At 68.3% G+C, this 25,535-nt stretch carries 17 protein-coding genes; 13 read left to right on the forward strand and 4 right to left on the reverse strand.

Annotated elements, in window-relative coordinates; translation table 11 throughout:
- Positions 1–86: 86 nt before the first annotated feature.
- The 5 genes from pyrF (at position 87) to QY917_RS13390 (ending at position 6,185) form a co-directional block, all read left to right on the forward strand.
- Entirely contained in the window at positions 87–911 is an 825-nt protein-coding gene (pyrF, locus tag QY917_RS13370; protein WP_041839097.1) for an orotidine-5'-phosphate decarboxylase, read from the forward strand.
- A gap of 17 nt (positions 912–928) precedes the next feature.
- A complete protein-coding gene (locus tag QY917_RS13375) occupies positions 929–1,825 on the forward strand; it encodes a LysR family transcriptional regulator (RefSeq protein ID WP_088888065.1) in 897 nt (298 codons plus the stop codon).
- 121 nt (positions 1,826–1,946) lie between these two features.
- The gene (locus tag QY917_RS13380) at positions 1,947–2,939 is read left to right on the forward strand and encodes a tripartite tricarboxylate transporter substrate binding protein (RefSeq protein ID WP_041836128.1); all 993 of its coding nucleotides are present in this window, start codon (positions 1,947–1,949) and stop codon (positions 2,937–2,939) included.
- A complete protein-coding gene (locus tag QY917_RS13385; RefSeq protein ID WP_123675490.1) occupies positions 2,936–3,910 on the forward strand; it encodes a succinylglutamate desuccinylase/aspartoacylase family protein in 975 nt (324 codons plus the stop codon). Before QY917_RS13380 ends, QY917_RS13385 begins: the two co-directional genes overlap by 4 nt.
- Positions 3,911–4,223: 313 nt before the next feature.
- Positions 4,224–6,185: a methyl-accepting chemotaxis protein gene (locus QY917_RS13390; protein ID WP_123675489.1), complete on the forward strand. Its 1,962-nt coding sequence runs from the start codon at positions 4,224–4,226 to the stop codon at positions 6,183–6,185.
- A gap of 62 nt (positions 6,186–6,247) precedes the next feature.
- Here the strand turns inward: QY917_RS13390 and putP are convergent, their stop codons facing one another.
- Together putP and uvrA are read right to left on the reverse strand one after the other, a co-directional pair.
- Positions 6,248–7,741, reverse strand: coding sequence for a sodium/proline symporter PutP (putP, locus tag QY917_RS13395; RefSeq protein WP_123675488.1), 1,494 nt, complete (start codon positions 7,739–7,741; stop codon positions 6,248–6,250).
- A 234-nt stretch (positions 7,742–7,975) separates the two neighbouring features.
- Positions 7,976–11,041, reverse strand: a complete 3,066-nt coding sequence (gene uvrA, locus QY917_RS13400) for an excinuclease ABC subunit UvrA (protein ID WP_123675487.1) — start codon at positions 11,039–11,041, stop codon at positions 7,976–7,978.
- 304 nt (positions 11,042–11,345) lie between these two features.
- On the opposite strand from uvrA, the gene QY917_RS13405 reads away from it, so the two are divergent.
- The 4 genes from QY917_RS13405 to ssb all read left to right on the forward strand — a co-directional run bounded on the left by QY917_RS13405 (position 11,346) and on the right by ssb (position 17,395).
- Positions 11,346–12,629, forward strand: a complete 1,284-nt coding sequence (locus QY917_RS13405) for a DUF4347 domain-containing protein (RefSeq protein ID WP_123675486.1) — start codon at positions 11,346–11,348, stop codon at positions 12,627–12,629.
- Positions 12,619–15,240 (forward strand): S-layer family protein, encoded by a 2,622-nt coding sequence (locus QY917_RS13410; protein WP_148060995.1) that lies wholly within the window; start codon positions 12,619–12,621, stop codon positions 15,238–15,240. Before QY917_RS13405 ends, QY917_RS13410 begins: the two co-directional genes overlap by 11 nt.
- A 221-nt stretch (positions 15,241–15,461) precedes the next feature.
- Positions 15,462–16,718, forward strand: a complete 1,257-nt coding sequence (locus QY917_RS13415) for an MFS transporter (RefSeq protein WP_302077305.1) — start codon at positions 15,462–15,464, stop codon at positions 16,716–16,718.
- A 134-nt stretch (positions 16,719–16,852) separates the two neighbouring features.
- The gene (gene ssb, locus QY917_RS13420) at positions 16,853–17,395 is read left to right on the forward strand and encodes a single-stranded DNA-binding protein (protein ID WP_123675484.1); all 543 of its coding nucleotides are present in this window, start codon (positions 16,853–16,855) and stop codon (positions 17,393–17,395) included.
- A gap of 107 nt (positions 17,396–17,502) precedes the next feature.
- Here ssb and QY917_RS13425 read toward each other — a convergent pair whose 3' ends face one another.
- Complete coding sequence (locus QY917_RS13425) at positions 17,503–19,164, reverse strand: L-lactate permease (RefSeq protein ID WP_088888060.1); 1,662 nt, start codon at positions 19,162–19,164, stop codon at positions 17,503–17,505.
- A gap of 238 nt (positions 19,165–19,402) precedes the next feature.
- Positions 19,403–20,515, reverse strand: coding sequence for a tRNA 2-thiouridine(34) synthase MnmA (mnmA, locus tag QY917_RS13430; RefSeq protein WP_123675483.1), 1,113 nt, complete (start codon positions 20,513–20,515; stop codon positions 19,403–19,405).
- Between the two features lie 149 nt (positions 20,516–20,664).
- Between mnmA and QY917_RS13435 the strand changes: the two genes are divergently transcribed.
- The 4 genes from QY917_RS13435 (at position 20,665) to QY917_RS13450 (ending at position 25,530) form a co-directional block, all read left to right on the forward strand.
- Complete coding sequence (locus tag QY917_RS13435) at positions 20,665–21,639, forward strand: LysR substrate-binding domain-containing protein (RefSeq protein WP_088888058.1); 975 nt, start codon at positions 20,665–20,667, stop codon at positions 21,637–21,639.
- 157 nt (positions 21,640–21,796) lie between these two features.
- Positions 21,797–23,236, forward strand: coding sequence for an FAD-dependent tricarballylate dehydrogenase TcuA (gene tcuA, locus QY917_RS13440; RefSeq protein ID WP_123675482.1), 1,440 nt, complete (start codon positions 21,797–21,799; stop codon positions 23,234–23,236).
- A gap of 5 nt (positions 23,237–23,241) precedes the next feature.
- The gene (gene tcuB / locus QY917_RS13445; RefSeq protein ID WP_123675481.1) at positions 23,242–24,468 is read left to right on the forward strand and encodes a tricarballylate utilization 4Fe-4S protein TcuB; all 1,227 of its coding nucleotides are present in this window, start codon (positions 23,242–23,244) and stop codon (positions 24,466–24,468) included.
- 84 nt (positions 24,469–24,552) lie between these two features.
- Positions 24,553–25,530: a tripartite tricarboxylate transporter substrate binding protein gene (locus QY917_RS13450; RefSeq protein WP_123675480.1), complete on the forward strand. Its 978-nt coding sequence runs from the start codon at positions 24,553–24,555 to the stop codon at positions 25,528–25,530.
- Positions 25,531–25,535 lie beyond the last annotated feature (5 nt).

A 25,535-nucleotide genomic window follows, 5' to 3' on the forward strand; every position in this document is an offset into this window, starting at 1 on the left:
GGCGCCGTCCTTGCCGAAGCCGCCCGCGAAAACACCAGGACGCCATGGCGCACGGCAGCGGCACGGTGTTGCCTAAAATCACGGACATGACTTTTCTTGACATGCTGCGCGACGCCACCACGCGCAACGACTCCCTGTTGTGCGTGGGCCTGGACCCCGAACCCACGCGCTTTCCCGAGTCCGTGCGTGGCGAGGCGCACAAGATCTACGACTTCTGTGCCGCCATCGTGGACGCCACGGCCGACCTGGTGTGCGCCTTCAAGCCGCAGATCGCCTACTTCGCCGCGCACCGTGCAGAGGACCAGCTGGAGCGCCTGATGCAGCACATGCGCTGCAACGCCCCGCATGTGCCCGTGATCCTGGACGCCAAGCGCGGCGACATCGGCTCCACGGCCGAGCAGTACGCCAAAGAGGCCTTCGAGCGCTATGGCGCGGATGCCGTGACGCTCTCGCCCTTCATGGGCTTTGACTCCATCGAGCCCTATCTGGCTTACCACGGCAAGGGTGCTTTCCTGCTGTGCCGCACCTCCAACCCCGGTGGCGATGACCTGCAGGCCCAGCGCCTGGCCAGCGTCGAAGGCCAGCCGCTGCTGTACGAGCACGTGGCCCGCCAGGCGCAGGGCCCCTGGAACAAGAACGGCCAGCTCGGCCTGGTGGTGGGCGCCACGTACCCGCAAGAAATTGAGCGCGTGCGCGCGCTCGCACCCACGCTGCCGCTGTTGATCCCCGGCGTGGGCGCGCAGGGCGGCGACGCAGCCGCCACCGTGCGCGCCGGGCTGCGCGCCGACGGGCCGATCATCGTGAACTCCTCGCGCGCCGTGCTCTACGCCTCGGGCGGTGCAGACTTTGCCGCGGCCGCACGCAACGCGGCCCAGGCCACGCGCGCCGCGCTCAACGCCGCGCGCGCCTAGCCCAGCGTTTTCCGGCCATGCAACTCAAGTGGCTGGAGGACTTCATCGCCCTGGCGCATGAGCGCAGCTTCACCCGCGCGGCGGAACTGCGCCATGTGACGCACCCCGCGTTCGGGCGGCGCATCCGCGCGCTGGAGGCGTGGGCCGGCACGCCGCTCACGGAGCGCGACGGCGGCGGGCCCGTGCGGCTCACGCCCGCGGGCCAGGCCTTCCTGGAAACCGCGCAGCAGATGGCGCAGAACCTGGCCCATTCACACGAGGAGTTGCGCGCCATCGCGGGGCGGCAGGCGCGCACCGTCACCCTGGCCACCGGCCGTACCCTGGCACGCACCGTGGTGGCCGACTGGCTGGCCCGCATACAGCCCGTGTTGGCGGGCGGCGAGCTGCGCGTGCGCACCTGTGCGCTGGATGAGTCCGTGGCCATGATCGAGCGTGGCGAGGCCGACTTCACCCTGGCCTACCACCACACCTCGCTCGCCGTGCGCCTGGACGCACGGCAGTTCACCCACCTCACGCTCGCCAGCGACCGCCTGGTGCCCGTCTCCCGCGCCCGCGCCGGCGGTGCGCCGCTGCACCACTTTGGCGGAACGGATGCGGTGCCCTACCTCGCCTACTCGCACACGCTGGCGCTCGGCCGGCTGGTGGAAGACCGCCTGGCGCATGACCCGCTGGCGCCGCGCCTGGCGCGCGTGGTGGAATGCGACTCGGCCGACGCGCAGTACGAGTACGTGCTGCGCGGCCTGGGCGTGGCCTGGCTGCCCTGGTCCATGGTGCATGCCGACTGCCAGTCCGGGCGGTTGGCCCGCGCGGGCGACGAGCGCATGCAGGTGCGCTTCGACGTGCGCATGTACCGGCCCAAGCGCCGGCTCTCGCCCTGGGCCGAGGCGCTGTGGGCCACATTGGCGCGCCAGTGATCCCCGGATAAACCCGCGGGCCGCGTGCCCACAATGCACGGCCTGGTGCCACTTCGGCACGACGCCGCCACGATGCGCTTTTCACAATGGCACCCACCTCGACCTGCCTATGGAAAACGCCATGCACACTTCCCGCACCCCCGCCCCGTTGCGCCGCGCGCTGCTGGCCAGCGCCGCGCTGCTCGCCGCTGCCAGCCCTGCCGCTTTCGCGCAAGCGCCCGCCTACCCCAGCAAGCCCATCACCATCGTCGTGGGCTATCCGCCCGGCGGCAGCACCGACCTGACCGGCCGCGCCGTGGGCGCGGAGCTGTCCAACCGCCTGGGCGTGCCCGTGGTGATCGAGAACCTGGGCGGCGCGGGTGGCGCCATTGGCGCGCAGAAGGTGGCCAGCAGCGCGCCCGACGGCTACACGCTGCTGGTCGGCGCCAGCAACGAGATCGCCATCAACAAGCTGGTGACCAAGAAGGTCAAGTACGACATCAAGGACTTCACCGCCATCGGCCTCGTGGCCTCGCAGCCCCTGGTGCTGGTGGCCAGCACCGGCACCGGCGTGAAGAACCTGGCGGAGTTCACCGAACGCGTGCGCAAGAACCCCGGCAAGCTCAGCTATGGCAGCTCGGGCGTGGGCACCTCGCTGCACCTGGCCGGCGAGATGATCAAGGAACAGGGCCAGCTGTTCATGACGCACATCCCCTACCGCGGCGTGGCGCCGCTCACCAACGACCTGGTGGGCAACAACCTGGAATTCGGCGTGTTCGTGCTCTCCAGCGGCCTGCCGCACATCAAGAGCGGCAAAGTGATCGCCCTGGGCACCACCGAGGCCAAGCGCTCGACCGTCGCGCCCGACATTCCCGCGCTGGCCGAATCGGCGCAGTACAAGAACGTGGACATCGGCACCTGGTTCGCCCTCATGGCGCCCGCCCACCTGCCCAAGCCCGTGGCCGAGCGGCTCAAGAAGGCGCTCAACGAGACACTGGAGTCGCCGGACTTCCGCAAGCGAATGGAAGCCGCGGGCTCCACCGTGGCATCCCCCAGCCTGGACGTGGACAAGTTCCTCGCCGCAGAGGTCGCCAAGTACAAGAAGATCATCGAGTTCGCCAAGATCGAAGAATGATGAGCGCTCCCCTGCCTTTCACTTTGACCGCGCCCGACCTCGGCGCCTGGCGCGCCGGCAACACCGGCACCGAGGGCGTGTGGCGCTTCGACTCCGGCACGCCGGGCCGCCACGTGATGATCAGCGCCCTCGTGCACGGCAACGAGCTGTGCGGCGCCTGGGCGCTCAAGGGCCTGCTGGAAGCCGGCCTGCGCCCCGCGCGCGGCACGCTCACGCTGGCGCTGTGCAATCTGGCCGCGTTCGACCGGTTCGACCCCCACCACCACGACGCCGCCCGCTTCGTGGACGAAGACCTCAACCGCCAGTGGGTGGATGCGCGCATGGACGCCGGCGACACGCTGGAGCGCCGGCGCGCGGCCGCGCTGCGCCCCTTCGTGGCCGAGGCCGACTGGCTGCTGGACCTGCACTCCATGCACGAGCCCTGCGCGCCGCTGCTGCTCACCGGCATGCAGCCGCGCAACCTGCACCTCGCGCGCACCCTGGCCGCGCCTGAGCACATCGTGGTGGACGCGGGCCACAAGGACGGCACGCGCATGCGCGACTATGGCCGCTTCGGCCAGCCCGATGCCGAGGGCGGCGACACGCGCTCGCTGCTCGTCGAATGCGGCTTCCATGGCGACCCGGCCAGCCGCGCCGTGGCGCAGGACCAGTGCGTGCGCTTCCTGCAAGCGGCCGGCGTGGTGGATTCCGCCAGCCTGGCACGTGTGCTGCCCGGCTGGCGCCTGCCCGACGCGCCGCGCCAGTGGGCGCTGGAGGTCACCGGCCCGGTGGTCGCCAGGAGCGAGCGCTTTCGTTTCACCGAGCCCTTCACGGGCCTGGAGGTGATCCCCCAGGCCGGTACCGTGATCGGCGACAACGATGGCGAGCCCGTCACCACGCCTTACGACGACTGCGTGCTGGTCATGCCCAGCACCCGCCAGGCGCGCGCCGGCGTGACGGTGGTGCGCTTCGCCACGCGGCGGCCGCTGTAGGCGGCACGGCCTGCGGTCGGTGCCTCGCCCCGCGCAGGGCGGGCCGGCCGCGTGGCAGCGTCTGGGGCATGCGCAGGTTTTGCTTCCATACTGATAGCTACTAGCGCCCGTATTTATTGGGCTAGGGGCCAAAAACACCCTTAAACCCGTCGCAAAACCTCTGGGACGGAATGAAGCCCCTGCGCGCCCAAAAAGCTGAACTCGTTCAAGGACAGGCCGGTTTTTGCCGAATAACATTACGTTACACGTCCTTGACATCTCTTTGTCTCGCCCGCCCACTAGGCGGTCTCGCGGACAAGGAAAGGTTCCCGCTATGACCTCGCTTTCTCAGCGCCTGCCGCTGCTTTACAAATTCCTCATCCTGGGCCTCGCCGGCATCCTCATGAGCGCCGTGCCCACCTGGCTGTTCGTGAGCGGCGCGCTCGACGACCTGGCGCGCGCCCGCCACGAGGCCCGTGGCGCCCCGCCGCTGCTGGCGCTGCACAAGGTGGTGCAGGGGCTGCAGGTGCACCGCGGCCTCTCCAACGGCATGCTGGGCGGTGACGAAACCCTGGCCGCCCGGCGCCCGGCCGCGCGCGATGCGGTGAACAAAGCCTTCGCCGAGGCCACCGCCCGCCTGGACGCGGCGCAGGTGCCCGCGGCCCAGCGCGACGCCTGGCAGCGCGCCCAGCAGGCCTGGCAGCAGCTGGAGCCGGCCGTGGCCGCACGCTCGCTGCCCGCCGCGCAAAGCACGGCGCAGCACACGGCGCTGATCACGTCGCTGCTGCAGACCGGCGAGCAGCTGCTGCACAGCTACGAGCTGCAGCTGGACCCCGACTTCGCCACCAACGCGCTGATCCAGGCCTCGCTGGTGCATGCGCCGCAGCTGGGTGAGAAGCTGGGCGTGATGCGCGCCCAGGGCGCGGGCTTCCTGGGCCGCGGCGGCGAGCTGCCGCTGGAGGCCAAGGGGCTGCTGCAGTCGCTGCGCCAGCGCGTGGTGGAGCTGCAGGGCGACACGCTGCGCAACTTGGCGCGCGCCACCGAGGCGAGCCCTGCCTTTGCGGCCACGCTGGGCGCGCCCGCGCGCACGCTGGACGCGCAAATCACGGCCACGCTGGCCCTGGCCGACAAGGCCCTGCTGCAGGCCGACACACTGACGCTGCCCGCGCAGGAGTATTTCGACACCTACACCCGCACCATCGACGCGCTGTATGCACTGAACGCCCAGGCCATGCAGGGCGTGGACGAGGCCCTGCAGGCGCGCATCGACCACCTGCGCGCCACGCTGGCATGGCAGGCGCTGGCACTGCTGGGCACGCTGGCGGGCGCCACGGTGCTGATGCTGGTCTTCGTGCGCTCCATCACGCAGCCGGTGGCGCAGGCCGTGGAGCTGGCCCGCGCCGTGGCGCGCGGTGACCTGTCGGGCAGCGACATCGCCCACGGCAGCAACGAAATGGGCCGCCTGATCGCCGCGCTGTTGCAGATGCGCCGCCAGCTCACCGAGGTGGTGGGCCGTGTGCGCCAGGGCGCGGAGGGCGTGGCCACGGCCAGCGCGCAGATTGCGCAGGGCAACACCGACCTGGCAGCCCGCACCGAAAGCCAGGCCAGCGCCCTGGAAGAGACCGCCGCATCGATGGAGCAGATGACCGCGACCGTGCGTCAGAACGCCGACAGCGCCGCGCGTGCCAGCGAGCTGGCCACCAGCGCCAGCGGCGTGGCCGCGCAGGGTGGCGAGGTGGTGGCGCAGGTGGTGCAGACCATGCACGGCATCCACAGCTCGTCCGGCAAGATCGCGGACATCATCGGGGTGATCGATTCCATCGCGTTCCAGACCAACATCCTGGCGCTGAACGCCGCCGTGGAGGCCGCGCGTGCCGGCGAGCAGGGCCGCGGCTTTGCCGTGGTGGCCAGCGAGGTGCGCAGCCTGGCGCAGCGCAGCGCGGGCGCTGCGCGCGAGATCAAGGAGCTGATCTCCGCCAGCGTGCATGACGTGGAACGCGGCAATGCGCTGGTGGAGCGCGCCGGCAAGACCATGGAAGACGTGGTGACCGCCGTGCGCCGCGTCAACGACATCATGGGCGAGATCAGCAACGCCAGCCGCGAACAGTCGCTGGGTGTGGCCCAGGTGGGCGAGGCCGTGAGCCAGATGGACCAGACCACGCAGCAGAACGCCGCGCTGGTCGAAGAGATGGCCGCCGCCGCCGCCAGCCTGCGCAGCCAGGCGCAGGAGCTGGTGGAGGGCGTGGCGGTGTTCAAGCTGGGCGAACGACCGCACGCCGTTGCGCTATCCAATTAATAGCTGTTAGCGCTTATCCATAAAGGGTTTGAGGCCATTTTTGCCTCAAACCCGCAATCGCCTCAAGCCTGCAGACGCGCCATCTCGGCGTCCACCGCGTCGTGGCGCTGCAGCATGGCGGGCGAGGGTTGCTTGCCCAGCTTGCTCACCAGCACCACGGCCAGCGCGCCCAGAACGAAGCCGGGCACGATCTCGTACAGCCCCAGCCAGCCGCCCTGCTTCCACACCACCACCGTCACGGCACCAACCACGATGCCGGCCAGCGCGCCGTTGCGCGTCATGCCGCGCCAGAACAGCGACAGCAGGATGACCGGCCCGAACGCCGCGCCGAAGCCCGCCCAGGCGTAGCTCACCATCGACAGCACGCGGCTGTTGGGGTTGCCCGCGATGATGATCGCCACCACGGCGATGGCGAACACCATCGCCCGGCCCACCCACACCAGCTCGCGCTGCGTGGCGTTCTTGCGCAGGAACACGCGGTAGATGTCCTCGGTCAGCGCGCTGGAGCACACCAGCAGCTGGCACGACAGCGTGCTCATCACCGCCGCCAGAATGGCCGCCAGCAGCAGGCCGGCGATCCAGGGGTTGAAGAGCTGGCGCGCGATCTCGATGAACACCGTTTCGGCATTGGCCTGCACGCCGGCGGCCTGCTGCGTGTGCACCGCGAAGTACGGGATGCCGACCAGGCCCACAGCCACCGCGCCGCCCAGGCACAGCACCATCCAGGTCATGCCGATGCGGCGCGCGCGCGGGATGGAGGCCACCGAATCCGCCGCCATGAAACGCACCAGAATGTGCGGCTGGCCGAAGTAGCCCAGGCCCCAGGCCATGAGCGAGACCACGCCGATCACGCTGGCGTTGTGCATCAGGTCGAGCTTCTGCGCACCGATCATCTCGGTGAGGCTCTGGCCGGCCTGCAGTTCGCCGGTGACGGCGAAGTAGGCCACCACGGGCGCCAGGATCAGCGCGGTGATCATCAGCGAGGCCTGGATGGTGTCCGTCCAGCTCACCGCCAGGAAGCCGCCGATGAACACGTAGGCGATGGTGCACAGCGCCCCGACCCACAGGGCTGTCTGGTATGGCAGGCCGAACATGCTCTCGAACAGGCGCGCACCCGCCACCACGCCCGAGGCGCAGTAGATGGTGAAGAACACCAGGATCACCGCCGTGGTCACCAGGCGCAGCACGTTGGCGCCGTCCTCGAAGCGCGAGGCCAGGTAGTCGGGCAGCGTGAGGGCATTGTTGGTGCGCTCGGTGTACAGGCGCAGCCGCGCGGCCACGAGGCGCCAGTTGAGGTAGGCGCCGATGGTCAGGCCGATGGCGATCCACGCCTCGCTCAGCCCGCTCAGGTACACCGCGCCGGGCAGGCCCATGAGCAGCCAGCCGCTCATGTCGGACGCGCCGGCCGACAGCGCGGTGACGAAGCTGCCCAGGCTGCGCCCGCCCAGGATGTAGTCGGAGAGGTCGGTCGTCGCGCGGTAGCCCAGCCAGCCGATGAACAGCATGGCCAGCAGGTAGATGCCGAAGGTGATGACGGTCGGGTCTAGCAGGTTCATGAAACGTCCAGGCCCGCGGGGCGCGCTGCGCGCCGCGAAGTCCTGCCAAAAAAGGTGGAGGAGAAGCCGGCGCGGAGGCCGGGGGCTGCCGTGCCGGTAAGCGCCGGCCAGCGAAGTGGCTCGATGATTCCAGAGCCCGCGCCCAATCATTCGCCATAAAGCCGCGCTGGCGTAGTGAAACACTCCGCCGCGGCGCGCAACTGTAACTGCCGGCGGCGCAAAACCTCAGGGTTACTACTGATTTTGGGCGGCAGACAGGTATGGCGCCAGGTAGCGGCCCGTGTGGCTGGCCGCATTGTGGGCCACCTGCTCGGGCGTGCCCTCGGCCACCACGGTGCCGCCGCCGGCCCCGCCCTCCGGGCCCATGTCGATGACCCAGTCGGCGGTCTTGATGACGTCCAGGTTGTGCTCGATGACGATGATGGTGTTGCCCGCGTCGCGCAGCTGCAGCAATACCTTGAGCAGCAGGTCGATGTCGGCGAAATGCAGGCCGGTGGTGGGCTCGTCCAGGATGTAGAGCGTGCGGCCGGTGTCGCGCTTGGAGAGTTCCTGCGCCAGCTTCACGCGCTGCGCCTCGCCGCCCGAGAGCGTGGTGGCGCTCTGGCCCAGGCGGATATAAGACAAGCCCACGTCCAGCAGCGTCTGCAGCTTGCGCGCGATCGTGGGCACGTCCTTGAAGAAGGCGTGGGCGTCCTCCACCGTCAGGTCCAGGATCTGGGCGATGTTCTTGCCCTTCCACTGCACCTCCAGCGTCTCGCGGTTGTAGCGCTGGCCGTGGCACACGTCGCAGGGCACGTACACGTCGGGCAGGAAGTGCATTTCCACCTTCACCACGCCGTCGCCCTGGCAGGCCTCGCAGCGCCCGCCCCCCGAGCCCTGCGCCACGTTGAAGGAGAAGCGCCCAGGGCCGTAGCCGCGCTCCTTGGCGGTGGTGGTCTCGGCCATCAGTTCGCGGATCGGCGTGAACAGGCCCGTGTAGGTGGCCGGGTTGCTGCGCGGCGTGCGGCCGATGGGGCTTTGGTCGACGTTGATGACCTTGTCGAAATACTCCAGCCCCTCGATGGTTTCATGCGCTTCGGGCTCGTCGTGCGCGCGGTAGAGCTGGCGCGCCACGGCCTTGTGCAGCGTGTCGTTGACCAGCGTGCTCTTACCCGAGCCGGACACGCCCGTCACGCAGGTGAACAGCCCCACCGGGAACTGCACGCTCACGCCCTTCAGGTTGTGCCCCGTGGCGCCCACCACGCGCAGCGCCTGCAATTGCCCCTGCGTGGCGCGGTGCTCGGCCAGGCGCTCCTTCTTGCGCAGGCTGGCAGCCGTCTCGGGAAAGCGCGACTTGGGCTTCTTGTCGGGTTCGGGCGCTGCGGCGCTCTGTTGCAACACGGGCAGCCAGGGCGTGCGCCGCGCAGGCACCGGCAGGGTCTTGGCGCCGCTCAGGTACTGCCCGGTGAGCGATTGCGGGTTGGCGCACAGCTCGGCGTAGGTGCCCTGCGCCATCACGCGACCGCCATGCACGCCCGCGCCGGGCCCCATGTCCACGCAGTGGTCGGCGGCGCGGATCATGTCCTCGTCATGCTCCACCACGATCACGCTGTTGCCCAGGTCGCGCAGCCGCGTGAGGGTGGCGATCAGCCGGTCGTTGTCGCGCTGGTGCAAGCCGATGCTGGGCTCGTCCAGCACGTACATCACGCCGGTCAGGCCGCTGCCGATCTGCGAGGCCAGGCGAATGCGCTGCGCCTCGCCGCCCGAGAGCGTCTCGGCGCTGCGGTCCAGGCTCAGGTAGGACAGGCCCACGTCGTTCAGGAAGGTGAGGCGCGCGGCGATCTCGCGCACGATCTTGCCGGCGATCTCGGCCTTGGCGCCGGCCAGCTGCAGAGACGCGAACCACTGCAGCGCGTCCGCCAGCGTGCGGTGGCTCACGTCGTAGATGCCGAGCGCGGCGTCGCCCTCGCCCACCTTCACATGGCGCGCTTCGCGGCGCAGGCGTGCGCCGTGGCATTCGGGGCAGGGCTGCGCGCTGCGGTAGCGCGCGAGGTCTTCGCGCACCACGGCCGAGTCCGTGTCGCGGTAGCGCCGCGCCATGTTGGGCAGGATGCCCTCGAAGGGGTGCTTCTTGACGATGGGCTTGCCCTTGTTCGGGCCGCTGTCCAGCAGGTAGCTGAAGGCGATCTCTTCCTCACCCGAGCCGTGCAGGATGACCTCGCGCACGCGTTCGGGCAACTCCTCGAAGGGCGTCTCCACATCAAAGCCGTAATGCCGCGCCAGGCTCTCCAGCATGGCGAAGTAGTAGCCGTTGCGCCGGTCCCAGCCCTTGATGGCGCCGCTGGCGAGGCTGATGGCCGGGAAAGCCACCACGCGCGCGGGGTCGAACACCTCCTGCTGGCCCAGGCCGTCGCACGCGGGGCAAGCGCCCGTGGGCGAGTTGAACGAGAACAGGCGCGGCTCCAGCTCGGGCAGGGAGTAGCTGCACATCGGGCAGGCGAACTTGCTGGAAAACAGGTGCTCCTGGCCCGAGTCCATCTCCAGCGCCAGTACCCGGCCGTTGCCCTCGTGCCCGCCCACCCGCAGGGCGGCCTCGATGCTCTCGGCCAGGCGCTGCTGGGCGTCGGGGCGCACCTTCAAGCGGTCGATCACCACGTCGATGTCGTGCTTCTCGGTCTTCTTGAGCTGCGGCAGACTTTCGTGCTCGTAGATCTGCCCGTCCACGCGAAAGCGCACGTAGCCCAGCGCCTGCATCTGCAAGAACAGCTCGGTGAACTCACCCTTCTTCTGGCGTGCCACGGGCGCCAGCAACATGAGCTTGGTGTCCTCGGGCAAGGCCAGCACCGCATCCACCATCTGGCTCACGGTCTGCGACGACAGCGGCAGGCCGTGGTCCGGGCAGTACGGAGTGCCCGCGCGCGCGAACAGCAGGCGCAGGTAGTCGTGGATCTCGGTCACCGTGCCCACGGTGGAGCGCGGGTTGTGGCTGGTGGCCTTCTGCTCGATGGAAATGGCCGGCGACAGACCCTCGATCAGGTCCACATCGGGCTTGTCCAGCCGCCCCAGGAACTGCCGCGCATAGGCCGACAGGCTCTCCACATAGCGGCGCTGCCCTTCGGCATACAGCGTATCGAACGCCAGGCTGGACTTGCCCGAGCCCGACAGCCCGGTGATCACCACGAGCTGGTTGCGCGGGATGTCCAGGTCGATGTTCTTGAGGTTGTGCGTGCGCGCGCCGCGGATGCTGATGCGCTGCTCGCGCAAAGCGCTGGCGAGGTAGGGGTCATCGGCCGGAGGGGTGGGTTCGTCGGTGCGGGTCACGGGCGAGAAGGCGGAAGGGAAACCTTACATCATAGGCGGCGCCCTGCCCGGCGGGGCCTGGTCCGTGCATGGGTGGCAGAAAGTGGCGACCCTGCACCGCAGGCATGCACTTGCGCGACCCTGAGCGTACGCGCCATCCTTTTTACTTGTGTTACATCAAGTTTTCTCGGATATTTGAACAGCCCCCGCCACGAGGCGCCTCCTCCACCTGCCGTCGCTGCTCCGGCAACCCACAGCCCAAGCCGCTCTCGATGCATTTCAGCCATCAAGCTCTGCGTGATGCTGTCTCTCTGAAAACTGCCCCATGAACGCTGCCCTTTTCTTACGTCAATGCCTTCACCGCATTTCCACGCGATGGCTGGTTGCGTTCGCCATGGTTGCCACCATGCCGGCTTTCGGGGTCATTTTCACCGCACACGCGGCGGAAACTCGCGCGGCCAACCCATCGCAGCTTGAAGGGCGTAAAGAAGTGGCCCTGGTGGATACCTCGGTAAAGGACTATCAAGACCTAGCACGGGGCATTGGCGCGGGCATCGGCATTGTGGAATTCGACGGCAGCAAGGACGGATTGGCGCAGATCGCGCAATGGGCCGCCACCGCAAGCGGCTATGACGCCATCCATATCCTGTCGCATGGCTCCGCCGGGGTGGTGCGGCTGGGCACAGCAGTGCTCACCCAGGAATCGCTGGCTGACGCCACCACACAAGCAGAGCTGTCCGCACTAGGCCGAGCCTTGGTTACGGGTGGCGATGTGTTGCTGTATAGCTGCGACGTGGCGTCGGGTATTTCAGGCCGGGCCTTTGTTAAAAGTCTGTCCGCCACCATGGGGGTCGATGTCGCGGCTTCCAGTGACGCCACGGGCGACGCCGCACAAGGCGGCAACTGGGTGCTGGAATACCAAACGGGCGCCATCGAAACCGCCAAGCTGACAGTGCGCGGGTATCCGCACCTGCTGGCCAGCACGACTTTCGACTTTGAAAGCGTCGCTCCGGCTAGTAGCAAAACGATTACCCAAACAATCGGTTCTGACACGATGGTGATCACGTCGACCGATAGCAACATGTTGGTTGACTCCGAGTCAAATGCGTTCAGATTCGATGTCCCCGATGCAAGCGGCAATGTCATGGCGACGGGAGAAGGCGGTTTTTACACAGAGTCACGCCTTGTCTTGACGATGTCCGGCGGAAAAACATTCGACTTGACCTCTTTCACGCTGGCCCAAGTGGGGGGTGATGGAGCAACCATCACTCTCACCACTAGTAAGGGTAGCGAAACTTTCACTGCCAATTCTGTAGGCAACTCGCGGGTGCTCAACCTTTCAACTGCGGTGCATCCTGGATACTTCGTCGGGGTGAGCAGCGTGGTCATAACCACAGCTGATTCCGGGGGTGTCTTTGAATGGGGCTTCGACAATATTGTGCTGAGCAACATCGTAGGACCGCCGAGCACCATCGTAGTTACCGCAGCTCTGTCGCAAGATTCTGGGCAAAGCAGCAGGCGACTTCATCACCAACGTTGCAGCGCAAACCATCAGTGGCACCCTGTCGGCCAATCTGTTGGCGGGCGAAAGCGTCCAGGTGTCCTTTGATAACGGCTCCACTTGGAGCAATGCCACCAGCGCTGTCGGCAGCAGCACGTGGAGCACGAACGCCACGCTGACTGGGAGCAACACCTTTCAAGCCCGGGTGGCCAACGCCAACGGCAGTAGCACTGCTTACACCCACACCTACACTCTCGACACCACCGCCCCCTCCATCACCTTCAGCAATCTCGGGCTGTCTGCAGACACGGGCCTCAGCGCCACCGACTTCATCACGAACGCCGCCAGCCAGACCATCAGTGCCACGCTGAGCAGTACGCTGGCCCTCGGCGATGTCGTCTACGGTTCGCTGGACGGCGGGGCCACATGGTTCGATGTCAGCAGCAAGGTCAGCGGCATTACGCTGGCTTGGAGCGGCGCTACGCTGGCAAACGGCACCAACAACCTGAGCTTCCGGGTTACTGATGCCGCTGGCAACGTCGGCCCTGTCGCCAACCAGAGCTACATGCTCGACACCACGGCACCTGCCGTGACCTCCGTGGCGCTTCCGCCCAATGCCACCTACTACGCTGGTGATTCGCTGGACTTCACGGTGAACTTCAACGAATCAGTCCACGCCGATACCAGCGGCGGCACCCCGCGTATCGCCATCGTGGTCGGCGCCACTACCCGCTACGCCACTTATGTAAGCGGCTCGGGCACCAGCGCGCTGGTGTTTCGCTATACCGTGGTCAACGGCGACGTCGATGCCAATGGCATCACCGTCGGCGCCCTCAACGCCAATGGCGGCACGCTGAGCGACCTCGCCGGCAACAATGCCGTACTCACATTGAACGGCTTGGGCAGCACTGCTGGCGTACTGGTCGACGGTTCACAGCCCAGCATTACCAGCGTCAGCTCCAGCAACGCCAATGGCAGCTACGGCGCCGGCCAGGCCATCTCCATCACCGTCGGTTTCAGCAGCGCTGTTGTCGTGGACACCAGTGGCGGCACCCCGACTCTGGCACTCAATTCCGGCGGTACCGCAGCTTACGCAAGTGGCTCCGGCACTAGCACCCTGACTTTCAGCTACACCGTTGCCACCGGCCACAACAGCGCCGACCTCGACTACAGCAGCACTGGCGCACTGGCGTTGAATGGCGCCACCATCAAGGACAGTGGTGGCATCCATGTGAATGCCTTGCTCCAACTGAGCGCGCCGGGTGCGGCCGGCTCGCTGGGAGCCAACAAAAACATCGTGATTGACACCACGGCCCCAACGACCACCGTAGCCACCGCGGCGTTTTCTGCCGACACGGGCGCCAGCAGCACCGACTTGATCACCAAAGTGGCAGCGCAAACGGTCAGCGGCACGCTGTCGGCCAACCTGGCCAGTGGTGAAACCGTGCAGGTATCTCTGGACAACGGCGCCACCTGGGCCACTGCGACCGCCAGTGTGGGTTCCAGCGCCTGGTCGTTGTCGGGAGTAACGCTCACCGGCAGCAACACGCTCAAAGCCCGCGTCAGTGATGCCGCAAGCAACAGCGGCGCCGTCTGGTCGAGCGCCTATGTACTGGACACCACCGCGCCGACCGTTCCCACCGTGAACGCTCTGGTGGCGACCAGCACTACGCCCACACTCACCGGCACTGCCACCTTGGCCGCCGGCGAAACACTGACGGTTTCCGTCGGCGGCGCCACGTATGCCGTGGTGCCCACGGGAGGCAACTGGAGCCTGAACCTGGCATCGGCCACGCCTGCCAGCGGCACCCTGGCGCTGACCTACAGCAGCACCCACAGCGTCACCGCCACGGCGACCGACCTTGCCGGCAATGCGTCCACCGACACCACCACCAACGAGCTGGTGATTGGCGCTGCCCCGACCGCACCCGCCGCCCCCTCCTTCACGAGCGTCACCGCGGGCGATCGTTCCGTCTCGCTGGTATGGAGCGCACCGGCGTCCAATGGCAGCCCCATCACGGGCTACCAGGTCACGGGCACGCCCTCGGGCAGCTGCTCCACCACGGGGGCGACTTCCTGCACCGTGACGGGGCTGACCAACGGCACGTCGTACACCTTCACGATGACAGCCACCAACAGCGTTGGCACCAGTGCGCCATCGGCAGCCTCCAGCGCCGTGATCCCACGTCTGCTGACGGTCAGTGGCAGCGCGCCAGACATGCCGGGTACCGCAACGGCAACGCTCAGCGGAGGCGGCGCAAGCTGCACGCTGGATCCGACCAGCGGCTTCGCCAGCCTCTCGAACCCCGCCCCGGCAGGCAAAACCATGCTGTATGGGGAATATGCATTCCAGGCCAGCGGGTGCGCGGCATCGGTGACGATGACCCTCGAATACCCCCAGCCCTTGCCGCAGGGAGTGCAGTTCTGGAAATATGGCCCCGCCACGGTCGGGGCAACCAGTTCCACCTGGTTCCCGTTGGCGGGAGTGACACTGAGTGTCGATCGCAAGACCGTGAGCTACACCATCACCGACAACGGAGTGGGTGATTCAGACCCCGTGGCAGGGGCCATCCGAGATCCGTTTGCGCTCGTTGCTGGCCCTGTCGTGAGCGACCCCGCCTCCATTCCGGTGGATGCGCCTTGGGCGCTGGGGCTGCTGTCGGCCGCGCTGGGTGCGCTGGGCTGGCGCAGACAGCGCCGCTTGGCGCGGCGGTGTTGAGACACGCGCCAGTAGCAGAAATGGGTCGAAACGGTACGCTCTCAAAAACATAGCTACTACCGCTTATCCATCAAGCGCTACAGGCATTTTTACTTGCATCTTTCGAAAAGGCCCGGCCCAGCGGGGGTGCCGTTGGGCAGCCCCCTTGGCCCCTGGCTTTCACAGGTTCAGGCATGCAGGACGCCAATCGGTGAAAATCGCCTTTTGCTTTACTGGCCTCAGTGCACGCCGTGCCGGATTCTTCTTTTTCCCAGTCGGATGCTGCTGCAGCCCGATCGACGCCCGCCCCTCAGCGCATGACCCCACTCGAGCGCCGCGCCAGCGTGAGCCTGGCGCTGATCTTCGCGCTGCGCATGCTGGGCCTGTTCCTGGTGCTGCCCGTGTTCGCGCTGGAGGCACGCAAGTACCCGGGCGGCGACGACCCCGCCCTGGTGGGGCTGGCCATGGGGATCTACGGGCTCACGCAGGCGGTGCTGCAGCTGCCGCTGGGCATGGCGTCGGACCGCTTCGGGCGCAAGCGTGTCATCGTCCTGGGGCTGCTGGTCTTTGCCGCGGGCAGCCTGCTCGCCGCGCTGGCCGATTCGGTGATGGGGCTGCTGGTGGGGCGCGCGCTGCAGGGTGCGGGCGCGGTGTCCGCCGCCGTCACGGCGCTGCTGGCCGACCAGACACGCGACGCGGTGCGCACCAAGGCCATGGCACTGGTGGGCGCCAGCATCGGGCTGATGTTCGCCATCGCCCTGGTGGCGGCGCCGCTGCTGGCCGCGCACATCGGCCTGGCCGGCCTCTTCGGCCTGACCTGCGCGCTGGCGCTGGGCGGTGTGGCCGTAGTGCTGTGGATGGTGCCGCCCGAGCCAGTGCAGCATGCCGACGCACCGCGCGGGCGCCTGGCCGACGTGTGGCGCCATGCCGACCTGCTGCGCCTGAACCTGGGCGTGTTCGTGCTGCACACGGTGCAGATGGCCATGTGGGTGGCCGTGCCGGCCCTGCTGGTGCAGGCCGGCTTGCCCAAGGACGCGCACTGGCAGGTGTACCTGCCGGCCGTGGTGCTGTCCTTCGTCGCCATGGGCGGGCTGTTTGCCATGGAGCGGCGCGGACGGCTGCGCGCGGCGCTGCTGGTCGCCATTGGACTGGTGCTGGTGGTGCAGATGGGCTTTGGCCTGCTGGCGGCCGGAGGCGCTGCGCCATCGCTGATGCCGGTGGCGGCGCTGCTGTTCATCTTCTTCTGCGGCTTCAACGCGCTGGAGGCCACGCAGCCCAGTCTGGTGTCGCGCATGGCGCCGGCCAACCTGCGCGGCGCGGCGCTGGGCGCCTACAACACGCTGCAGTCGCTGGGCCTGTTCGCGGGCGGTGCGCTGGGCGGCGCGCTGGCGAAGTGGGCGGGCGCGCCGGGATTGTTCACCGCCACCGCCGTGCTCACGGCCCTGTGGTTGCTCATCACCTGGCCACTGCGACCGGTGGGACGCGGCGGCGGCCACTGATTTTTTCCCCCTCCGGCGCACCGGCGGCGTGCAAGCCGCTATGCTGCGCACCTGCGGCCTCGCAGGGGTCGCCTGTTGGACTCATCTGGCCCGGAACCCTTCCCTGCCGTCCGGGCTAAGCACAAGGATTTTTCATGGCATCCGTGAACAAAGTCATCATCGTCGGCAACCTGGGGCGCGACCCCGAGATGCGCACCTTCCCCAGCGGCGACCAGGTCGCCAACGTGCGCATCGCCACGACGGACCGCTGGCGCGACAAGAACACCGGCGAGAACAAGGAAGCCACCGAATGGCACAGCGTGGTCTTCAACGGCCGCCTGGCCGAGATCGTGGGCCAGTACCTGCGCAAGGGCTCCCAGGTCTACGTGGAAGGCAGCCTGCGCACGCGCAAATGGACCGACCAGAGCGGCCAGGAGCGCTACACCACCGAAATCCGCGCCGACACCATGCAGATGCTGGGCAGCCGCCAGGGCATGGGCGGCGGCCAGGGCGGCGGCTATGACGACAGCGGCTACGGCGACAACGGCGGCGGTGGTGGCGGCTACGAGGCCCCGCGCCGCGCCGCACCCGCGCCGCGCCCCGCCCCCCCCGCGGCCCGCCCCGCCCCCGCGCCCGTGGCACAGCCGCCGCGCGCTGCATCGGGCTTTGACGACATGGACGACGACATTCCGTTCTGATTCGGCCTCGCACCAAGCACAACGGGCGCCCCAGGGCGCCCGTTTGCTATTGCAGTGATAGCTGCTCGCGCTGGATGGACAAGCGCTGCAGCCCAAAAACACTCAAATCAGTGCACCACCATGAGGGAGAACGGCCAGACATAGGCCTGCATCGTCACGTACAGGCCCACCAGGCAGGCCAGGGCGATGGAGTGGAAGAACACGTAGCGCAGGATGTCGCCCTCGTGGTCGAACCAGCGGGTGGCGGTGGAGGCCACGACGATGGACTGCGCGTCGATCATCTTGCCCATCACGCCGCCCGAGCTGTTGGCTGCGCCCATCAGGTTGGCCGACAGGCCCAATTGCTCGGCTGCCACCTTCTGCATGCCACCGAAGAGCACGTTGGAGGCCGTGTCCGATCCCGTGAGCGCCACGCCGATCCAGCCCATGAGCGTGCCGAAGAACGGATACAGCACGCCGGTGTTGGCAAAAGCCAGGCCCAGCGTGGTGTCGGTGCCCGAATAGCGCGTGAGCGTACCCAGCGCCAGCATCAGCACGATGGTGAGCAGCGAGTAGCGCACCAGCCAGAAGGTGCGGAAGAACGTGGTGACGATGGCCACCGGGTTGTACTTCATGACCAGCGCGCTCACCACGGCCGACAGCAGGATGCCCGTGCCGGTGGCCGACAGCAGGTTCAGCGTGTAGACGGCGGCCTCCTTGTGCGGCGCGGGCACCACGGGCGGCACCTTCTCGATCAGGTTGTGCAGCCCGGCCATGGGGAAGGCCGGCGCGAAGATGCCATTGAGCCAGGCCTTGACCGAGGGCAGGCCCCAGATGAACACGAACACCGACAGGATGACCCAGGGGGTCCAGGCGGCCACCAGCGCCTGGGTGCTGTGGCGCTTGACCGGCTGCGGCGGCTTGGCCTCTGCGGCGCTGGGGTCATGCCCGCGCAGCGAGGGCGACGTCCACACCGTCTTGGGCTTCCACACGCGCAGGAAGGCCACCAGGCAGACCATGGAGACGATGGCGGCGATGATGTCCACCAGTTCGGGCCCGATGAAGTTGGACACCAGGAACTGAGGAATGGCGAAGGACACGCCCGTCACCAGGATGGCCGGCCAGATTTCCATCATGCCCTTGCGGCCGGCGAAGGCCCAGATCAGCCAAAACGGCACCAGCAGCGAGAAGAAGGGCAGCTGGCGGCCGATCATGGCCGTCACCTCCATCAGGTCGTAGCCGTGCACCTTGGCCAGCGTGATCACCGGCGTGCCCAGGGCGCCAAAGGCCACCGGCGCCGTATTGGCGATCAGCGACAGGCCCGAGGCCGCCAGCGGCGAGAAGCCCAGGCCGATCAGGATGGCCGCCGTCACCGCCACGGGGGTGCCGAAGCCGGCCGCGCCTTCAAAGAACGCGCCGAAGCAAAAGGCGATCAGCAAGAGCTGGATACGGCGGTCTTCCGTGATGCCCGACAGCGAGTCCTGCAGCACGGCGAAGCTGCCGTTCTGCTCGGTGAGCTGGTGCAGGAAGATGATGTTCAGCACGATCCAGCCGATGGGCAGCAGGCCGGTGAAACCACCGAACAGCGCCGCACGGCCGGCCATGTCGCCCGGCATGCCGTAGACGAAGACCGCCACGAGCAGCGCCGTGATCAGGCCCATGCCTGCCGCGATATGCGCCTTGATGTGGAAAAAGCCCAAGGCCGCGAGCATGACCACCACCGGCAGCGCGGCCAGTGCGGTGGAGATGACCATATTGCCCAGTGGGTCGTAGATTTGTTGCCAGACCATAGCCTGTGCCCCCTGTTGTTGTCCCGGTTTTGGAAGGAGAAATGCCTCGCACGCCCAGTACCGGAGGTCAACCGGCTGGAGCGGCGCGGACGAGACTGTAGAAAGCCCGCCCGCGACGCAGCGTGAAAAAACCGGAGACCGGTACTGAAGCAATTTCACACCATAGCAAGGACGCAGGTCCGGCATCCCGGCTATTCGGGTATCCCCTGATGCCGCCTACGCCCCCCGGGGCGGGCTTTCAGCCGTTCACGGCCGCGATCACCCCACCGCCCAGGCACACCTCACCGTCGTACAGCACGGCCGACTGGCCCGGCGTCACGGCCCACTGCGCCTCAGGGAAGTGCAGGCTGAAGGCGTCGCCCTGTGCGGCCAGCACCGTGCAGGCGGCGTCCTGCTGGCGGTAGCGCGTCTTGGCAGCGCAGGCGCCTGCAGCGGGCGGATGGCCGGCAATCCAGCTCGCGTCCTGCGCATCCAGGCGGCGCGACAGCAGCCACGGGTGCTCGTGGCCCTGCACCACGCGCAGGGTGTTCGTCTCCAGCTCCTTGCGGGCCACGAACCAGGGCGCATGGTCGCCCGCGCCGCGCTGCGCGCCTTTTTCCTTGACACCGCCGATCCCCAAGCCCTGCCGCTGGCCCAGCGTGTAGAACGACAGGCCCACGTGGCGGCCCAGCTTGCGCCCGCGGTCGTCCAGGATGGGACCGGGCGCATGCTGGATGTAGCGGTTGAGAAATTCACGAAACGGCCGCTCGCCGATGAAGCAGATGCCGGTGGAATCCTTCTTCTTGGCGTTGGGCAGGCCGATGTCGGCAGCGATGCGGCGCACCTCGGTCTTGTGCAGCTCGCCCACGGGGAACAGCGTCTTGGATAGCTGCGCCTGGTTCAGGCGGTGCAGAAAGTAGCTCTGGTCCTTGGACGGGTCCAACCCCTTGAGCAGCTCGAACAGGCCCGTGGCCGGGTTCTGCCGCACGCGCGCGTAGTGGCCGGTGGCAATCTTCTCGGCGCCCAGGCGCATGGCGTGGTCCAGGAAGGCCTTGAACTTGATCTCGGCGTTGCACAGCACGTCCGGGTTGGGCGTGCGGCCGGCCTGGTACTCGCGCAGGAACTCGGCGAACACCCGGTCCTTGTACTCGGCGGCAAAGTTGACGTGCTCGATCTCGATGCCGATCACGTCGGCCACGCTGGCCGCGTCCAGGAAGTCCTGGCGGCTGGAGCAGAACTCGCTGTCGTCGTCATCTTCCCAGTTCTTCATGAAGATGCCGACCACCTCGTGGCCCTGCTGCTTGAGAAGGTGCGCCGTGACGGCGGAGTCCACGCCCCCCGACAGGCCCACCACGACCCGGTGTTTTTTCATCGCCGGGCCGCCCCAAGATGAAAAGCGGCCCCCTTGGGGGGCAGCGACCACACGAAGTGGGGAGCGTGGGGGGCATATTTCATAGGTGTGCGATTATCCCAGCCCACCCCGGCCGGGCGGCGCCTGGGGTCAACCGGGTGTTGGAGACGATGGAACTGCGGCAATTGCGATATTTCGTGCGGGTGGTGGAGCTGGGCTCCATGAGCCGCGCCGCGCTCGACCTGAACCTGGTGCAGTCCGCGCTGAGCCAGCAGATCACGCGGCTGGAGGGCGAGCTGGCCACGCGCCTGCTGCACCGCACGCCGCGCGGCGTGGCCCCCACCGAGGCCGGGGCCGCGTTCTTCCGCGAGGCGCAGCTCACCCTGCGCCATGCCGAGCAGGCCGTGCGCGCCGCCCAGCAGGCGCGGCTGTCGGGCACCGTCACCGTGGGCCTGGCGCCCACCACCTCGGCGCTGTTGGGGCTGCCGCTGATGCAGGCCATGCGCGCGCGCTACCCCGACGTGCGGCTGCACATGGTGGAGGGCATGTCGGGCCACCTCTCGGCCATGCTGCATGCGCGCGAGCTGGACCTGGCCGTGCTGTTCGACTCGCGCCTGCACCAGGCGCAGCTGGCCGGGCGCACCCAGCGCTGGCAAATCCAGCCACTGCTGGAGGAAGACCTGTTCCTGATGCGCGGCGCCGCCGCCCCGCGCCTGGCCGCCGAGGTGGCGATCACCGAGCTGCGCGAGGAGCCGCTCATCCTGCCCACCGGCCCGCACGGCCTGCGCAGCACGCTGGACACGGCCTTTGCCAGCGCGGGCATCGCCCCGCATGTGGTGCTGGAAGTGGACTCGCTGGCCATGGTGATGGCCGCGGTGGACGCCGGCCTGGGCTCCACGCTGCAGCCCTGGGCGGCGCTGGGCCGCTACCCGGACGCGGCCACGCGCTTTCAGTGCGCGCGCCTCACGGGCGCGCCGGCGCGGCGCGTGAACCTGCTGTGCAGCCTGCCGGACGAAGAGCTGTCCCCCGCCGCACTGGCTGCGCGCGTGGTGCTGCTGGACTGTGCCCGCGGTCTGGTCACCGAGGGCCGCTGGATCGGCACCTCACTGCTGGCGCAGGCACCGGCAGGGGTTCCCGCCCCGTAGCGGCTGCTTCCGGGCGTCGCGCCCGGGCGCGCAGCCATCACCGTTCGTGATACCCCCATACCCGCCCGCGGCTGCACGGCTGGCGGGCCGCTGCCTACAGTCCGCTCGACTGCTGCGCCCCTCGCCCCTACCGGGTGCGCCTCCACGAGCGAAATCTATGCAATCTCCCCCGATGGACACCGATGTCCTGGTCATCGGCGGCGGCAACGCCGCCCTGTGCGCCGCGCTGATGGCCCGCGAGGCCGGCAGCCGCGTGCTGCTGCTGGAATCGGCCCCGCGCGCCTGGCGCGGCGGCAACTCCGCCCACACCCGCAACCTGCGCTGCATGCACGACGCGCCGCAGGACGTGCTGGTCGATGCCTACCCTGAAGAAGAGTACTGGCAGGACCTGCTGAAGGTGACCGGCGGCCAGACCAACGAGCACCTGGCGCGCCTGGTGATCCGCGCGTCCAGCACCTGCCGCCCCTGGATGCGCCGCCACGGGGTGCACTTTCAGCCCGCGCTGGCCGGCACGCTGCACGTGGCGCGCACCAATGCCTTCTTCATGGGCGGCGGCAAGGCGCTGGTGAATGCCTACTACCGCAGCGCCGAGGCGCTGGGCGTGCAGGTGCGCTACGAATCGGCCGTGGAGCGCATCGAGATCGAGAACGGCACCTTCCAGGCCGCCTGGGTGAAGGGCCAGCGCATCACCGCCAAGAGTTGCGTGCTGGCCGCCGGCGGCTTCGAGTCCAACCGCGAGTGGCTGCGCGAGGCCTGGGGCCAGAACGCGCGCGGCGAGTGGCCGGCGGACAACTTCCTGATCCGCGGCACGGCCTACAACCGCGGCGTGCTGCTCAAGCACCTGCTCGACGACCACGGCGCCGACCGCATTGGCGACCCCACGCAGGCGCACATGGTGGCCATCGACGCGCGCGCGCCGCTGTACGACGGCGGCATCTGCACGCGCATCGACTGCGTGTCGCTGGGCGTGGTGGTCAACCGCAATGGCGAGCGTTTCTACGACGAGGGCGAGGACTTCTGGCCCAAGCGCTATGCCATCTGGGGCCGCCTGGTGGCGCAGCAGCCGGGGCAGATCGGCTACTCCATCATCGACAGCAAGGCCATCGGCCGTTTCATGCCGCCGGTGTTCCCCGGCGTGAAGGCGGACAGCCTGCCTGCGCTGGCCGAAAAGCTCGGCCTGCCCACAGAGACCTTCATGCGGACGCTGAACGCCTACAACGCCGCCTGCCGCGTGGGCCAGTTCGACCACACCACGCTGGACGACTGCCACACCGAGGGCCTGACACCGCCCAAGACCCATTGGGCGCGGCCCATCGACACCGGGCCGTTCTACGGCTACGCGCTCAAGCCCGGCGTCACCTTCACCTACCTGGGCCTGCACACCGACGACACCGCCGCCGTGCGCTTCGCCGACCAACCCAGCCGCAACCTGTTCGTGGCGGGCGAAATGATGGCCGGCAACGTGCTGGGCAAGGGCTACACCGCGGGCGTGGGCATGTCGATCGGCACGGCCTTCGGCCGCATCGCCGGGCGCAACGCCGCGCTGGCCGCCGCGGGCCAGGCTGCCGCGCACGGCGCGGTGAACGACGAGGGCTGAACACCATGCAAACCCTGAAATCCCTGACCGACGAAGCGATAGGCCTGGCCCAGGGCGGGCCCGCCCGCGTGATTCCCATCGTGCCCGTGCCGGCGCAGAGCGCCGCCGAGACCGAGGTGGCGCGGCAGATGCAGATCTGCAACGCCTGCCGCTACTGCGAGGGCTTTTGCGCCGTGTTCCCGGCCATGACGCGCCGTCTGGACTTCACCCAGGCCGACGTGCACTACCTGGCCAACCTGTGCCACAACTGCGGCGCCTGCCTGCACGCCTGCCAGTACGCGCCGCCGCACGAATTCGCCGTGAACATCCCGCAGGCCATGGCCCAGGTGCGCGGCCAGACCTACGCCGACTACGCCTGGCCGCCCGCGCTGGGCCGGCTGTACCGCCGCAACGGCCTCACGCTGTCGCTGGCCCTCGTGGTCGCGCTCACGCTGTTCCTGGTGCTGGGCGCCGCGCTGCAGGGCGGCGGGCTCGGCGCGCTGTGGGGCGCGGACCTGGGCGGCAACTTCTACCGCCTGTTCCCGCACAACCTGCTGGTGGGCCTGTTCGCGCCGGTGTTCCTGTTCGTGGTGTTGGCCTTGTCCATGGGCGTGCGCCGCTTCTGGAAGGACGTGAAGCCCGCCACCAGCGGCGCCGACGTGAGCGCCCCCGCCGCCACCGAGGCCGCGCACGACGTGCTGCGCCTGAAGTACCTGGACGGCGGCCATGGCGACGGCTGCCACAACGAGGACGACGCCTACACCCTCAAGCGCCGCCGCGCGCACCACCTCACGTTCTACGGCTTCCTGCTGTGCTTTGCCGCGACCTCGCTGGCCACGGTGTACCACTACGTTTTCGGCTGGCCGGCGCCCTACGAGGCACCCAGCATTCCCAAACTGCTGGGCGTGGCGGGCGGCGTGATGCTGGTGCTGGGCACGATCGGCCTGTGGTACCTGAACCGCACGCGCCACCCCGACCATGGCGACGCCGCGCAAAAACCCATGGACCTGGGCTTCATCGCCCTGCTGTTCCTGGTGGCTGCAAGCGGCCTGGCGCTGTGGCTGGTGCGCATCACCCCGCCGGCCGCGCCCGCGCTGGCCCTGGTGCTGTGCCTGCACCTGGGCGCGGTGATGGCCCTCTTTGCCACGCTGCCCTACGGCAAGTTCGCCCACGGCGTGTTCCGCACTGCCGCGCTGCTGCGCCACACCACCGAAAAGCGCCAGCCCAACCCTATCGGGCTGGGCAGCGATTGATTGCTTCTAAAACCATAGCTGTTAGCGCTTGATGGATAAGCGCTAGAGCACCATTTGATCTACAACGACTAAAGGAGCCTCGCCATGAAAAAACGCACCCTGATCCAGGCCGCCGCCGTGGCCCTCACCTCCGTCGCCTGGGCCGGCCCGGCACTGGCGCAGGACTTTCCTCCGGCCAAGCCGGTCACGCTGGTCGTGGGCTTTGCGCCCGGGGGCGCAGCCGACGCGGCGGCCCGCCTGATCGCCAAGAAGCTGGCCGAGAACATCGGCCAGTCCGTGGTGGTGGAGAACAAGGGCGGCGCGGGCGGCAATATCGCCCACCAGCAGGTGGCCGCGGGCGCATCGGATGGCACGGTGCTGCTGTTCGGCTCGGTGGGTCCGCTGACCATCGCGCCGCACCTCATGAAGCTGCCCTACGACCCGTTCAAGGACCTGGCGCCGATCTCGGGCGGGGTGTACTTCCCCAACGTGCTGGTGGTGCACAAGGGCGCGGGCGTGAAGACCCTGGCCGAGTTCGTGCAACTGTCCAAGGCCAAACCCGGCAGCGTGGACTATGCCTCCACCGGCGCGGGCTCGGCCTCGCACCTGGCGGGCGAGCTGTTCAACCAGCGCGCCGGCATCGACATGGTCCACGTGCCCTACAAGGGCGGCGCCCCCGCGCTGCAGGACCTGCTGGGCGAGCGCGTGACCAGCTACTTCGCCGCGCCGCCCACCGCCATGCCGCACGTGGAAGCGGGCAAGCTGATTCCGCTGGCCACCACGGGCCTGACGCGCCCGGCCTATCTGCCGAACATCCCCACGGTGGCGGAGTCGGGCTTCCCGGGCTTTCAGGCGCTGAACTGGTATGCCTTCGTGGCCTCGGGCAAGACGCCCGCGCCGCTGCTGGACCGCTGGAACAAGGAGATCGTGAAGGCGCTCAACGACGCCGGCGTGAAGGAGGCCCTGAACAAGCACGGCCTGTCGCCCCACCCCACCACGCGCGCCGAGCTCGCCAGCTTCATGAAGAAGGAATACGACCAGTGGGGCGCCATCGTGCGCGAGCGCAAGATCACCGCGCAGTGACCTCC

The sequence above is a fragment of the Diaphorobacter sp. C33 genome, from assembly GCF_030503915.1.
GTDB classification, from domain to species: Bacteria; Pseudomonadota; Gammaproteobacteria; order Burkholderiales; family Burkholderiaceae_C; genus Diaphorobacter; species Diaphorobacter nitroreducens.

Coding starts and splice junctions, on each gene's coding strand:
- pyrF (WP_041839097.1), top strand. CDS start 87: ATGACTTTTCTTGACATGCTGCGCGACGCCACCACGCGCAACGACTCC.
- QY917_RS13375 (WP_088888065.1), top strand. CDS start 929: ATGCAACTCAAGTGGCTGGAGGACTTCATCGCCCTGGCGCATGAGCGC.
- QY917_RS13380 (WP_041836128.1), top strand. CDS start 1,947: ATGCACACTTCCCGCACCCCCGCCCCGTTGCGCCGCGCGCTGCTGGCC.
- QY917_RS13385 (WP_123675490.1), top strand. CDS start 2,936: ATGATGAGCGCTCCCCTGCCTTTCACTTTGACCGCGCCCGACCTCGGC.
- QY917_RS13390 (WP_123675489.1), top strand. CDS start 4,224: ATGACCTCGCTTTCTCAGCGCCTGCCGCTGCTTTACAAATTCCTCATC.
- putP (WP_123675488.1), bottom strand. CDS start 7,741: ATGAACCTGCTAGACCCGACCGTCATCACCTTCGGCATCTACCTGCTG.
- QY917_RS13405 (WP_123675486.1), top strand. CDS start 11,346: ATGAACGCTGCCCTTTTCTTACGTCAATGCCTTCACCGCATTTCCACG.
- ssb (WP_123675484.1), top strand. CDS start 16,853: ATGGCATCCGTGAACAAAGTCATCATCGTCGGCAACCTGGGGCGCGAC.
- QY917_RS13425 (WP_088888060.1), bottom strand. CDS start 19,164: ATGGTCTGGCAACAAATCTACGACCCACTGGGCAATATGGTCATCTCC.
- mnmA (WP_123675483.1), bottom strand. CDS start 20,515: ATGAAAAAACACCGGGTCGTGGTGGGCCTGTCGGGGGGCGTGGACTCC.
- QY917_RS13435 (WP_088888058.1), top strand. CDS start 20,665: ATGGAACTGCGGCAATTGCGATATTTCGTGCGGGTGGTGGAGCTGGGC.
- tcuA (WP_123675482.1), top strand. CDS start 21,797: ATGCAATCTCCCCCGATGGACACCGATGTCCTGGTCATCGGCGGCGGC.
- tcuB (WP_123675481.1), top strand. CDS start 23,242: ATGCAAACCCTGAAATCCCTGACCGACGAAGCGATAGGCCTGGCCCAG.
- QY917_RS13450 (WP_123675480.1), top strand. CDS start 24,553: ATGAAAAAACGCACCCTGATCCAGGCCGCCGCCGTGGCCCTCACCTCC.